This is a genomic window from Microbulbifer maximicatervae (SeqCode), assembly GCF_052467615.1.
The window spans coordinates 5,087,989-5,101,631 of record NZ_CP174319.1 but is presented as its reverse complement, the minus strand read 5'-3'; the positions used below and the strand labels follow the sequence as shown (position 1 = coordinate 5,101,631).

The window sequence follows — 13,643 nt, the reverse complement described above, 5'->3', positions numbered from 1 at the left end:
GTCCCCAGAATAAACATAACGTCAGTCTGAAGACCCATTGGGATAGCAGAGATTATGAACTTCTCTTCATTAGCTTTTGCCATGCTCACCACAGCTACTACTCCTAATAGTTGCACAGATGGTATCGCTTTACTCCGTGGAGTAACAGCCATTGCCGCTGAATACCCTTGGCTGAGTGCAGATAAAAAAGATTATATAGTCCGAGACTATCCACGAATGTATCTCGTGCTACCTAAAATACCAGGGGAGCAAACAGTCGGTAATGAACAGCCTAATGCTGCGGTGGATAAAGAAAGCTGCCAGGTTATTAATGTGTTTCTTTCGAGCTGATCTTATTTAGTATCTCAAAGCTCCCTACGGCTTAGTTCCGGAAGCTCTCCCCCTATCTACTACTACCCTTGCTCGGCATAAGTCAGTGTATTGTTATTTTCGTTACACTCATCGACGAGATTGGTAAAGTCAGCAGTTACCTCTAAAACCGCATCCGGATCAAAAACCCAGTAACCCAAAGTAAATACAATACTTACAGTGCCACCTGCTGGAATTGCAGGCGTCGCCTGTACATCGTTGGCTAGTGTATCAATATCTAAAAGGCGAGCCTGGCTGATTGGCGCTGCAAGAGCACCTATATTAGTGATATCGACTACGATGATGGATTGCCCGGTTCCAGGATTCCAGATCGGATCATAGATTTGGCTCACTATCAGGTCAGGTTTATTACATACACACAGACACATATAGTGATCATCTTCTTTGACACCATAAGGAGTTCCGACATAGCAAACCGACTTATCGTCAAACTGATTACCATAGAGCCAGTGAGATGATGGGTCATTGACAGGTTTCTCGATTATTTCAGGGTCGCGAGTTACCTTACAAACACTGGTAGATTCAAAATCATCTATCAGGTCAGTAGCAACCTCTGACTCAGGCACCCCTCCAACCCAAGTTGCACAAGTCCGACGACATGTCAGTGGACCCTGTCCCTGCCAATAATTTGGAAACCAACCCGCTTCATAGTTTTGCATACTTAAATCTTGAATTGGATCTGCATAACTGCTAGAAGCTAAAATCCCTAAGATAACTACACGCAATATAGATTTAAACATAACGCCCTCCATTTAAGTGAATACACCTATAAATTTACCCATTCCAGATTCATGTAACTTAGACTGAATTTATGGGTAGAGCGATTGTAAACTGTGCTTAATGAATATCTATGGAAACAGTAAATTTCTGGCGGGCATTAATTTTGCTTTCTATTGAATGAAAACAAAAAACAAACACCTTCAAACCGCGTATTTCTAATAATAATTAGAATAGAAATCCATCTATCATACAATTATAAATAACAAAATTACGCAGCTGGATCAAGAATCACAAATTGGAATAACCAGAAATTTATAATTCAGCCAAACTATAAAATGCGGCCATTACCGTACAGAGTATAATTAGTGGCAGATAAACAAAATTTAAAGCCGAGTATTTAATACAGGTCGAGACCCACCCCTCTTTATAGATATTCTTTTGCATCACTAGTAAATTTATTGGCATCCAAAGGAAAAGCAGCAGCAAAATCCCATAACATAAAATTTCCATCCAGAACAAAGGCTCAACAAATTCTTGCAAGAGAAAAATAGCAGTTCCTAGCAACAACGTTAGGCTCACATAGGCATGACTATGGAGCGATACAATAACATGTTCCATATACAATTTTTCTCTACATGCATAAAGTAGCCACAATATACCTGAGTATATTGGCAGCATAAGTAACAGCATTGTAGGAAGAGATCCGAAGAAAGCTTTGGCAAAGATTGTAGGGTTTTCCGACACTCGCTCAATATTACTTCTCGCCTTTTTGAATTCGATATCAAACCAATGACGCCATGACTGCGGCATAATTTCTACGGCATAGACTTTTTCTTCAATAATTGAGAGTACTCGATTAAAAGATATCGACCATACTTCTTGCTTATTTTCTGCTCCACGAACTTTCAATTTCCTGCCACCAGGCAGATCCCAGTCAAATTGTTTTTCTGTATCACCTGTGGATGACGGAACCATTTTTGCGGCAACATTCTCACTAGTACGGATAGACTGCTCTTGAGCAATACTCCAATCACTACTAATACGAATCAGAAAAAAGGCACTTACGCAAAGAAAGATAAACAGCTTTACCGGGCTTACATATCGTGCTCGCCTTCCAGATAAATATTCTATCGTCAAAAATCCTGGGGATAACAGTAAAGCCGGCAGTGTTCTCCACAAACGTGAATCAAATGCCACAAGGGTATTTAGAAAGTCTCTAATCACACTTGATAAGCGTCTCACAATACCTTCTGCTGACTGTCCACAGCCATAACAGAAATGCCCCAATAAAATTGTATTACAGTTAGAGCAATAATCTTGCCTCTCTACCGAGGCTTCCTTTCGACTTTTAATACCCACTATATCTTTCGATTATATATAACTGTAAACTTTAAATGTCCATCAATTTATATCGCTAAAACCGTTATTACAATCCAGCCAAGCTCCAAACGATGGCAAAAACCGCTCCAATTGATAATAGACACAAGTAAGCCATCCCCAATACTGAATATTTACAAAAGGTTACAAACCAGCCTTGCCTATATATACGCTTTTGCATCCAAAGGAGATAAACCAGAACCCAAAAAATCAATAAGGTTATCAGGGCCTCTAAAGCTAATGTTATAGGAGTATACCCAGCCATGTTAACACTTAGCACGTATAAGATATTTCCAATCAGGATACTTAGAAATATAAAAGCATGACTATGTAAAGCTACAATTAAGTGCTCCATATATAGTCGACGCTTAAAGATATAGAGCACCCATAACATCATGGCAAACATTGGCAACATGATTAACAGTGCATAAGGAAGCGTCTTAAGAAATGCTTTCTTGAACCGATTTGGATTTTCAGTAACTTGCTTAATATTCTGGTTAGCATTTTCAATCTTGGCATCCATCCAGTCTTGCATGGGCTTTGGTAGGCCTTTGATATCCATTCTTATCAATTTATTATCTGGATCATTGGCTGATGACTGCCAAACCGGCTCCGAGTCCTCTTGAGAAATTATTCGCCCCTTATCACTGCCTTTAACAATCTCATTTTTAATACCTCTTTTAATACCCTCTTCAACCTCCTCTTTAGCTTCGATAAGACTTATTTCAGCCTTCTTAATTTCTCCTAGCAGGCCTTTTTGTTCAGGAATTTCAGTATGTACTGGCCGATCTGCCTGCAAAAGGAGGTCGACACCCGACGCTTCTAGCTGAGGTCCTTCATTTGAAGCATCAGCATCCATAAAATTGATTGTCCAGTCTCCACTCAAACGAGTTACAAAAAGACTGGTGATACAGAGAAAAATAAATAGCCGTACAGGGCTTACATATCGAACACGACGACCAGAAAAATACTCTGTTGTTAAAAACCCTGGTCGGAAGAATAGCGCAGGTATGGTTTTCCATGTTCTGGAATCAAACGCCAACAAGGTATCTAAGAAATCACCGATTACAGATGAAAAATGCCGTACCATACCTTTAACGGGTTGACCACAAGCATAACAATGGGGACCTAACAACGGTGTACAGCAGTTTGCGCACTTATTATCTTCATTACAAACACTTGCTATTGATGTCGTACTACTCAAGACCTACTTCCTTCGATATTCCCTTTAACTACTTACCACAAGTAATCCGAAAGTCCAATTTTCTAAACTGAATTACGGATATAAAAATTTGCAATACAATATTCTGAATATAGACGGTGCTGCGAACGAACTCTTTAGCTTGAATAACTTAACATCTAAACAGCACAGTTTCACCAACACCAACCATTTAACGCTTATGCGTTTAATGGTTGGAATCCTATTAGGATATATCCTTATAACTCTGCCAAACTCCAAAATACAGTAAGAGCCGCACCAACAGATAATAAAACTAGATAGACCAACCCCAAAAAAGAATACTTAAACAGGGTCATGATCCAACCCTGCTGATATACACGCTTTTGCATCCAAAAAAGATATATAGGAACCCAAAGAATTAATAGTGCCATCAAGCTGTTAAAAGATGAGGATATAAATGCGTACCCTTCCAGTTGACTACTTATACTATAAAACAGGTTGCCAATCAGAATACTCAGGCAGATAAAAGCCTGGCTGTGTAACGCTACAATCAGGTGCTCCATATAAAGTCTGCGTTTAAAGACGTAAAGCACCCACAGCATCATGGCAAATATTGGCAGAATGACTATAAGAGTTGACGGAAGAGCTCCCAAGAATGCTTTTTTGAAACGATTTGGATCATCGGTTACCCTTTCTACATTTTTATGGGCGCTCTCTACTTTACGGTTAACCCAATCTTCTAATGGTTTGGGAAGCCAATCAACTTGAAGAAACTCTCTATCTAACTCACTAATAGTCTCATTCAACCCTGAGGCCAGTTCCTCTTTAGAAAGGTTTTCCGATCCATTCTGGCCTCCATCAATCTCGCTTAAATCTTCATTGAGTTTATGCAAATCATCGGTAAGCTTCTCTTGTCCGCTAATCAGTTCTTTCTCAACATCTTCCAAAACAGCGACAGCATAACTATTGTTAACGTGCTTTTCTTTGCCTTTTCGAATATCTTCAATGGCGTCGTTATAACCTTGGCTCGCTTTTTCAACATCGACTGACTCAACGTCAACATTTCCAAAATTAATAGCCCAATCACTGTTTATCTGGGTTACAAAAAAGCTGGTGATACATAGAAAGATAAACAAGCGTACAGGGCTGACATAACGCACCCGTCGACCAGAGAAATACTCAGCGGTTAAAAATCCAGGTCTAAAAAACAGAGAGGGTATTGTTTTCCATGTGCGGGAATCAAAAGCAAGCAGGGTATCAAAAAAGTCTCCAATTACTGAGGAGAAATGACGAACCATGCCTTTAACCGGCTGACCACAGGCATAGCAATGGGGCCCCAATAGCTCTGCATGACAATTGGCACAATGGTTTGGATTATAATCCGAATTATTTGTAGAGGTTGCAGTGCTCATTACCGCTCACCGAATCACTGATTATCTTATTTACCTGGCAAAAGCTTCCAGGCCCAAGTATCTGCTAACGAACCAGAACCGAAATACCTCAATTAGCAGAACTCTACTAATATCCCGATTATCAGCTGGAGTACAATTTTTTTTAATGACTTATAGGTATTAAGGGAGAGGTAAAAGAAACGCGCCGACTATTAGGCGCGTTTCGAAGGGAAATTGGCATAAATTGCCGGTTGCTAATTATCCAAAAGGAAGCGTGCAATTGTACGCAGGCCGTGCCCTTTAGCACCTGGCGCCCACTGATCATTGCCACTGGGCTGGTAAGAGCCGGAAAGGTCCATATGCACCCAATTGCGCCCTTCATCCCGTACAAAGCGCGCCAGGAAGGAGGCTGCCGTAGATGCACCAGGACTTCCCTCAATACCAACATTGGCGATATCGGCGAAGTTGGATGGGGTTTGCTCAAGGTGGAAACGCTCTAAAGGAAGTCTCCACGCCTTTTCATTTTCCTCAGAAGCTGCAGACAATACCTTTTGAGCTGCTTCATCTTCAAAACTAAAGACAGAGTTGAAATCCCGACCTACAGCCATCTTTGCTGCACCGGTCAGAGTAGCGGCATCCAATAACCAGCGAGGATCTTCTTCCGAAGCTGCAATTAAACCATCGGCCAGTACCAAGCGCCCTTCAGCATCGGTATTCAGTATTTCTACACTCACTCCGTTTTTATATTTAATAATATCGCCCAATTTAAAGGCATGACCGGAGATCAGATTTTCTGCGCAGCAGAGATAGAGTTTGACCCGCTTGTTGAGACCTCTGGCTATTGCAAGAGCCAAGCCTCCAGTTACCATGGCCGCGCCACCCATATCGGATTTCATTGTGGCCATGTTGTTGGACGGCTTAATGCTGTAGCCGCCGGAGTCAAAAGTAATTCCTTTACCCACCAAACACATATCAACCGGCGCCTGGTCATCACCCGTCGGGTTGAAGTCCACTTGTAACATCACCGGCTCACGTACACTACCACGCCCAACGTTATGGATACCGACAAACCCTTCACGCAGCAGGTCATCCCCGGCAACTATACGGTAAGTTACCGCACTGGGAGCCAGCTTTTGCAGCATTTCTGCAGCGCTCTCCGCCAATACACGCGGAGACACATCATCAGGAGTACCATTAGTAATTTCACGAACCCAGCGACTGGCATTTTCACGGGCGGCGAGTTCTTTTAACTCGGCGCTGTCATCAGTCCCCCAGTCAATTTTGTTGGATTTACGCGGGTTAAAAAAACCTGCCCAAAATGCCCAGCGGCTTTCAATGCTCCAGCCTTCTCCTTTGAGGACAACATCATTGACCCCCATACCATCGAGCTTTCGGGCAGCTCGCTGCGCTGCAACCAACACAGCACCTTTCGCAGCGCTAATATGAATATTGGCAGCGCTACCATCAAAGCTCAGCAGTGCTGATTCTCCCCAGGGTTCCGGCGCAAAACCCTCAACCAAATGAATATGCATAGCCTTTGTCATACAACACCTATTTTGAAACTTGTGTACCAATTTTATCGGTATTTCTCCTGCATTCTAACAGGACATTAAAAATACTTGATGATTGCACCGCCACCGAGTCGACAGATAAACTGTGAACCAAGACAAAATAACTATTAAGTAGAGAAATTCGTTAGGGAAGAATAAATGGCTGATTCCTGCCACTATCACACTAGCAAGACTGCATCCTGGCAGTGCCAGCCCTGCAACCGTCAGTTCTGTGGCGAGTGTATTCCGGGTTCGAGTACCAATTACCATGGGCAGGGTCCCGAATGCCCGCTCTGCCGCGATAGCCTGGAATATATTGGAGCCAGTAACAACGCCAAGCCTTTTTGGCAAATGGGGCTATTTTACTTTCTCTATGCTTTTAAGCCTGGCCCTCTAACAATCATGGCTGTTGCAGCAGCGGGCAGTATGGCAATAACGTCAATGGGTCTTCTGACCCTTGTCGCTTTGGTGGCCATTGTAGCTGTTGTATCCCGCTACAATCTCTTGGTCATCGAAAGACTCGCAGGAGGCCAACTGGAAGCCCCTCCACTGGCAGATGCACTTGATGGCAATGGTGCAATGTTATTTCTAAAAGTCATTGGAATGACATTGATCGCCGGTTTTGTTGGCTACAAACTTGTACAATTTACTGGAAGCCTCAATGTCATAATGATTTATGCGGCCGCCCTATCATTTTTAGCGCCGGCTGCAATGATTGCCTTAGCGCTTACCCATAGTTTGAGGTCCGCAATCAACCCACTCAAATTATTGGAATTTACCTTAATCATTGGCTGGCCCTATTGGTTGCTGTTAATTATTACCAATATCATTTCTTTCGCACCCAATATACTAATGGCCGTGGTCAGCGATAAACTGCCGGCTTGGGCAATTTTCCCGACCACGGCAGCCATTGTCTCTTACTTTTCCATCGTCTCAAGTGCTGTGATGGGATATATCTGCTTAACTCGACAGCAAAAACTGGGAATAGCTTCAATACAAGAAGATGATGAAAATTACTTAGAAGAAAATGAATTCCTGTGTAAGCGCGCTCGGGCTGAAGCGCAAATATTTTTACGCGAAGGGGACTTCAAGGGCGCTCGCCAGGCTTTGGTTGAAGGGTTGCGCCGCTTCCCTAACGACGAAACTCTTAATGAGCGCTACTACCGCCTTTTACTTGCTACTGATGATAAAAAAGCCCTTCAGGAGCTGGGGCCACATCTATTAGAAAAATTTGTACAGATAAATCGCCCACATAAGGCAGCTGAACTGTATATGGCCACAGAGCCCAGCCCGCCTGTGGCTAAGCCCGAGATACGCCATGCACTAGCCAAGGTGCTATACCAACAGCATAAGTACCAATTGGCAGCACAGCTGCTCAATAATTTACATAAAGAGGCCTATCCACAACTCGATGCTGCCTATCTGTTATTGGCACAAGTGTATATGGATGGATTGGGTAGAGAAGACTTGGCAAAAAAACTACTGCACTTTGTCCGACAGAAATTTCCAGAGAGTGCTTTGCGCTCTGAAATCGATACCCTGTGGAAAGTACTTAACAGCACTGCCGAAATTCACTAAATAGCAAAATATGGGTAGCCATCTATGGTGGCTACCCTAAACCTAGCCCGACATTCGCTACCAATGCTTTAGCGCCCGATTCCATAGATACAAACCTCGCGCAAAAACGTTGTAACTTTTATTCAAAAACCACCTAAGGCCGGCTAGTTTCGACACTCTAGCCTTCCATTGCTCCTTGGGAGAGTTCTCCCAAATTGTAATAAAAGCTTCGTAGCCTACTTTCAGATTTCCATCCGCATCCAATACATGCAACCGCTCACGGACGAACTCTAAATCTGTATTCAGTTCCTTCGCTTTATCTTCATCAATATGAACATCCTCCCAATCTACTTGGCAGGAGACGGACTTTTTCTTTTGTGCTGAAATTCCTGCGTTACAGACTGGACAAGCAGAATTATAAAAAACCCGAATCTTTTCAGGCATAAGCTAAAAATCCATTCTTTTTCTACTGGCGAAAACTACTTAGGGTGCTCAATATTATCGCGGTTCACCAACTCCCAGGGTAAACCATTATTTCGGTAGATCCGCTGATTTTTTTCTGGGTAGTCGGCAACATCATGTTGCAGTCGCTGGCCTACAACTATGCAACGCAAGGTCACTTCTCCCACATTGCGCATCACATGAGCTGGGCCACCAGCGGGGTAGCCAATAAAATCCCCTACAGAAACCTGGTGGTGATCGTCACCAATACGAACCTCGGCCCTACCCTCCAGGATATAAACACATTCGTCTTCAAAATAGTGACAATGGAATTCTGTGGATTCATAACCTGGCTCGATTTCGATCATATGAAAACCAAAGCCGGATATGCCGGTAAGATCACCCAGGGACTTGTTTTTACGCACCGCATTGGCATTGAGGAAATGTACCTTGCGCTCCCCTTCCATCCCTGCAATTTCGGTCCCGGTCAAAATATAGCGACTCACTCTGCCCCCAATACATTACTTAATTATTTATAAGACATACCAAATTATGTTCTTCAACCTGAGGCAGCCATATCTTGGGTCATCTCTTTCACCTCGCGCGCGCGGCCTTCCTCACCCAGGCGACGATAGTAATTGACCAGAACCATTCCCAGCTTGGGAATCAAGGGGTGATTCACTCGCTGCTGTTTCAAGTGGCGCAGTAATTCCTCTAGCCACGGCCAGTCCTTTTCTTCCGCTGCACGCCGTGCCATCAGTAAGTTTGCCTTTCCGGTGAGCGCCTTCGGACTTTTTGTTGCCGCCAAGTAGCGGCGATAGCCACTTGCCAGGGTACGGCCATCGATCTCCAGATTTCCTGCCTGGGCAAATAAAGTGAGATTGGCCCGGTGGTAACCTTCACTCTCTGGCGCCGCTGAGGTCAGTTCTATATAGCGCTCAATCAGTGTCAACGCCTGTGGATATTGCCGCACCGCTGAGGCTGCCGCTTCAGTGGCTTCCAGGATTTTTCCCTCTTCTAAAAAACGATCAATCCGTGCCAAGGCTACCCTTTGGGGGGACGGGGCCTCCTCTTCCTCCGGCATAGGCTCCACCATCGGGCGCCAATACAACACCGCCAAAGTCAGGGCAAAACCCGCAAGTAAACCACCAGTATGGGCCCAGTAGGCAATGCTGGCATCTCCATACAAATAACCGAAAATCTCTTTACCCAACCACAGCGGTAACACCAGCAGCGCCGGTGCACTGAATTCGCCAAACATAAAACCAATGGTGTAAAAGAAACGTAGCCGGCGCACACCGTAAACCGCGACGAACATGCCCATAATTGCCGAGACCGCACCGGAGGCACCCACCATCGGTACATGGCTGCCGGATTCCACCAGCACATGCAGACCTGCTGCCGCCAATCCTCCCACCAGGTAGAGCCCTATAAACCACAACCCTCCCAGGGCCAACTCAACAGACAAGCCAAACAACAGCAGAAACACCATATTGCCGATAAGGTGATCCCAGCTTCCGTGTAGAAACATATGGCCAAAGGCTCCAGCAATACTCGGGTCTGCCGGTATCAGCCCCAGTGCGTTGCTACTGACCCTATCCCGCAGTTGGGCAAACTCCTGCCTCTGTCTTAACCATTCGGTCTCACCCTCTGCTTCGAGCTTCGGCAACAACCAGTGGTGGAATTCAGGGTTACCCAGGGATTCCCGGTAAAAAAACTCCTCCCCTTCCACACCCATCTGCACTCTCCACTCTGGGTGCATTTCATTGACATACACAAGAAAGCGTTGCTCTTCGAGGTCCGGTAAGTCACTCTCAAAATAGTAATCTTCAGCTTCCTGCCAGCGAGCTTCATCCCCCCCTTGATAGAAAACAAACATCAGTAAGTTAAGGGCAATCAACGCAAAACACATTAATGGCGGCCGGCGCCAGTCGGGTTTGTTTTGGATGGGGATGATCAGCACGGGCTTCCCTTATTGTGATTTCATCAGCGCCCTGAGAGAAAACGCAGTAACACAGGTAAATGAACTTGCACCAACACAAAGGCCAGTAGACTGAAAATACTATGAAATCCCGGAGGTGTCATGCCAGCCGGACTCCAGTTACTTCCTGGCGGTACGGCCAATGATCGCCGGAACATCCCAACTGCGCAGATGCAGATCTCTCTGAGGGAAAGGTACCTCAATACCCTTATCGCGAAATTCCCGCAACAACTCCAAGTTGTACAGGGCATAGGAGTCTCCCAGGGAAGTCACCATATTACTGTTGACCCACACCACCAACTTGAAGTCGAGGGCATTATCCCCGAACCCCATCAGCCACACCTCGGTTTTTCGCTTCCAATCGGTATGGGTGATATTGACTCGAGCGGCAGCTTCCAGGGCAGCTTCCCGCACCAAATCTGGGTCCGAGGCATAAGACACACCAAAGGGTACATGAATACGGCGCACAGGATCATCCAGTGTGTGGTTAATAACCCGGCCCGCAACAAACTCAGTGTTGGGCACCAAGATATCCACATTGTCCCGCGTGGTAATACGGGTTGAGCGCACGCTGATATCGCGGATGCGGCCAAAAACGCCCGACTCCAGCTCCACCAGATCACCCACTTTGAGAGGGCGCTCAAACAGCAAAATCAAACCGGAGATAAAATTCGAGAAGATCGCCTGAAGCCCAAAGCCAATACCGACCGACAGGGCTCCAGCGACCAGGGCCAACTTGGAGGTATCCAGGCCCAACATGCTGAGCACCACAATCAGGGCCGCGGAAATAAAGATGTAATGCAGCACCCGCCCAAGATTGTACATGGAGGATTCACTGGCATGCTCCCTGCGCACAAGCCGGCGCAGGAAGGCCTGGGTGAGTCCAGACAATAGCCAGGCCCCCACCAGGACCACGATCATCTTGGCGATCAAACGCAGGGTTATCGGATTCTGGGCAACGGTAAATAGCTGATAATCCGCCAACTTACGCCAGCGGTTATAAGCTTGTCTTGCGCCCAGTGCCACTCGTTCGCGCACTGTTGCCCACCAACCCTGGCGCTCCTTGTAAACCTCCAGCTGGGCCTTTTCATAGCGCTGAATATCCTGCTCGAGGTCATTGGCGCGGGCCAGGCCACTGCCAATACGCTCAAAGTAAGACCACCAGCGACTCAGGTCTTCATTCTCTTCATCTTCGCGCCAGGCCACCACTTGACGCTGGCGCACTGCCAGCTCCCGCGACGCACTTTCAATCACAGAGTTGGCATTTTCCAACAAATCCCGACTGATAATCAGGGGGCGCTCTTCGCCCTCTTCATTCAGGACCTCATTGATGGATTGCAGCAACTCACTTTTGCGTTTTTCCAGCTGCTCCTCCAACAAGTCCACTTCAAGCTGCATCAGGGTGAGGTCTTTCTGCATATTGATGGTGGGGTCAGTGGAGGGTTCTGTAGTGCTTTGAATACTGGTACGGGTCGCAGAAATACGTTCGATTTTCTTTTCGTTCGCGGCAATATCCTTATCTATTTCCTCTGCATCTTTACTGGAGTAGACGAGGGTATCCAGAAGTCTCCGCAATTTAATTTCTGCGCTGTTAATCTTTTCCCGCCAGGTTCCCAAGAAAGTATTAACGGTACTCAGCTGCTCAATAATATTTAGGTGATTTATTTGGGCTAAAAGTAGGGCCTGCGCCGCCTCATCCTCCTCTCGTCCACTGGAATCCCGCAGTACAATCACTTGTTTACGCAGTAAAGATAGAGACTGGGACTGGGTTGATTTAAGTTGGCGAGCCTCCAGTTCTACGCCTTTCAACCTACGTCGGCCACGGCTAATGGCAGAATCAGCCTTGGCCCAGTTCAATACCGTTGGGTTTTCTGGAAAATCCACATCCGGCATTAAAGGAACTTTCAGGTACTCCTCTCGTTTTTTCCAGGTAATTGCGATCCCTTGTAAACTTTGGCTAATCTTTTCTGCGCCTTCCTGTAAGGCCTCATCCTCCGGCAAATCCTTTTCCCACTCCTCCCAGCTCTTTGTGACCAAGCTAAGCCATTCTCGTCGCTCTTCGGGAGAGGCACTGGTCCACCCAGTCCACCAATCGGCAGAGGGGTCAGCAAAATCCGGAACTTCTGGCTTAAACTCCTTGGGTTTACTACCGGGAAGCTGCGCGACACTGGAAACAGAGAGACAGGCGACGCTAAAGAAAAGGAGAAATGAAAGGGCGAGGTGAAGAAAAGAAAATTCTTTGCCGGCACTACAACGAGGGATAAAAAGGCTGGCACCCGGCATAAAATACTTCTATCCGTGAAAAAATACGGCACTAATAAAATAGGCGCCTACTGGGCCATATTGTTCAGTGTAGCCCAGGGACTTCCCTGCCCCATGCATTTACCTGAAGCGCCGACTTTGACGCAAACATTTTCTGTATACCTTGCGATATTCACGCATAGCCCGCCTGGTTGTTTTACCAGGCTCACCCGTACTGCGCAGCAAATTTGCCGCCCGGGCTTCACAGTAAATATCCCAATCCTTACGATCGACTCGTTTACCCTCTGAGCGGTGCCGCAAATGGCGGGGCGGATACGCTCGGGGATATATTTTCTTTTTCGGAGCTAGGGGATTGCGATTAACATGCTGCCAATTGGGAGGAGGCGCGACCACCACATACTGATTGTCTCTGGGGTCTAATAAGAAAAAGGTACCATTACCCGCAAGCATATAATGCTTGTTACCCAATGTAATGGGGGTTCCAAAAGGTACTCGGGAGACCCGAGCTCCCAGAGGCGGCTCAATCCGGGTATAGGCGTCGGGGCCTTTGCGGTAGAAATAACCATTTTTATAAAAAACTGTCTGGTTATTCACTTCGATAGACTCAGCTCCGGGAGGCAGGTGGCCCGATCGAACCTGAGACTCCGAAACAGAACAGAAGAATACAAGAAATAGGGTAAGCAGGGATCGCATGGCTAATGTCATCAGCAAATTGCAATCCGCTAAGGGTATGGTGCGAACAAGTCATCCCCAAGGCTATCCCAAGCGGTAACTAGAGCGCCATTAATTGCTCCAATTACCACTGGTCTAACCAA

Annotated in this window: 12 protein-coding genes; 2 read left to right on the top strand and 10 right to left on the bottom strand. The window is 46.0% G+C overall.

Features of this window, described 5'->3' with window-relative positions; genetic code table 11:
- The first annotated feature begins 54 nt into the window (after window positions 1-54).
- Window positions 55-330 (top strand): hypothetical protein, encoded by a 276-nt coding sequence (locus tag ACJJIM_RS22440; RefSeq protein ID WP_444892674.1) that lies wholly within the window; start codon window positions 55-57, stop codon window positions 328-330.
- Window positions 331-392: 62 nt separating this feature from the next.
- Here the strand turns inward: ACJJIM_RS22440 and ACJJIM_RS22435 are convergent, their stop codons facing one another.
- From ACJJIM_RS22435 to pepB, 5 genes are all read right to left on the bottom strand, one after another.
- Window positions 393-1,109 carry a CARDB domain-containing protein gene (locus ACJJIM_RS22435; RefSeq protein ID WP_444912023.1) on the bottom strand — a complete coding sequence of 239 codons (717 nt, stop codon included), beginning with the start codon at window positions 1,107-1,109 and terminating at the stop codon, window positions 393-395.
- A gap of 292 nt (window positions 1,110-1,401) precedes the next feature.
- On the bottom strand, window positions 1,402-2,448 hold the full coding sequence (locus ACJJIM_RS22430; RefSeq protein ID WP_444912022.1) for a DUF3667 domain-containing protein: 1,047 nt from the start codon (window positions 2,446-2,448) through the stop codon (window positions 1,402-1,404).
- Between the two features lie 67 nt (window positions 2,449-2,515).
- On the bottom strand, window positions 2,516-3,670 hold the full coding sequence (locus ACJJIM_RS22425) for a DUF3667 domain-containing protein (protein WP_444912021.1): 1,155 nt from the start codon (window positions 3,668-3,670) through the stop codon (window positions 2,516-2,518).
- Window positions 3,671-3,903: 233 nt separating this feature from the next.
- Window positions 3,904-5,058 (bottom strand): DUF3667 domain-containing protein, encoded by a 1,155-nt coding sequence (locus ACJJIM_RS22420; RefSeq protein WP_444912020.1) that lies wholly within the window; start codon window positions 5,056-5,058, stop codon window positions 3,904-3,906.
- Between the two features lie 233 nt (window positions 5,059-5,291).
- Window positions 5,292-6,581 (bottom strand): aminopeptidase PepB, encoded by a 1,290-nt coding sequence (gene pepB, locus ACJJIM_RS22415; protein WP_444912019.1) that lies wholly within the window; start codon window positions 6,579-6,581, stop codon window positions 5,292-5,294.
- Window positions 6,582-6,746: 165 nt separating this feature from the next.
- Between pepB and ACJJIM_RS22410 the strand changes: the two genes are divergently transcribed.
- Window positions 6,747-8,165, top strand: coding sequence for a hypothetical protein (locus ACJJIM_RS22410; RefSeq protein WP_444912018.1), 1,419 nt, complete (start codon window positions 6,747-6,749; stop codon window positions 8,163-8,165).
- A 57-nt stretch (window positions 8,166-8,222) separates the two neighbouring features.
- On the opposite strand, the gene ACJJIM_RS22405 is transcribed toward ACJJIM_RS22410, so the two are convergent.
- The 5 genes from ACJJIM_RS22405 to ACJJIM_RS22385 form a co-directional block, all read right to left on the bottom strand.
- Entirely contained in the window at window positions 8,223-8,588 is a 366-nt protein-coding gene (locus tag ACJJIM_RS22405) for a thiol-disulfide oxidoreductase DCC family protein (protein ID WP_444912017.1), read from the bottom strand.
- 35 nt (window positions 8,589-8,623) lie between these two features.
- Entirely contained in the window at window positions 8,624-9,091 is a 468-nt protein-coding gene (locus tag ACJJIM_RS22400; protein WP_444912016.1) for a cupin domain-containing protein, read from the bottom strand.
- A gap of 53 nt (window positions 9,092-9,144) precedes the next feature.
- Entirely contained in the window at window positions 9,145-10,548 is a 1,404-nt protein-coding gene (locus ACJJIM_RS22395) for a rhomboid family intramembrane serine protease (protein WP_444912015.1), read from the bottom strand.
- A 138-nt stretch (window positions 10,549-10,686) separates the two neighbouring features.
- Window positions 10,687-12,849, bottom strand: a complete 2,163-nt coding sequence (locus ACJJIM_RS22390; RefSeq protein ID WP_444912014.1) for a mechanosensitive ion channel domain-containing protein — start codon at window positions 12,847-12,849, stop codon at window positions 10,687-10,689.
- A gap of 99 nt (window positions 12,850-12,948) precedes the next feature.
- On the bottom strand, window positions 12,949-13,533 hold the full coding sequence (locus ACJJIM_RS22385) for a DUF6515 family protein (protein ID WP_444913414.1): 585 nt from the start codon (window positions 13,531-13,533) through the stop codon (window positions 12,949-12,951).
- Window positions 13,534-13,643 lie beyond the last annotated feature (110 nt).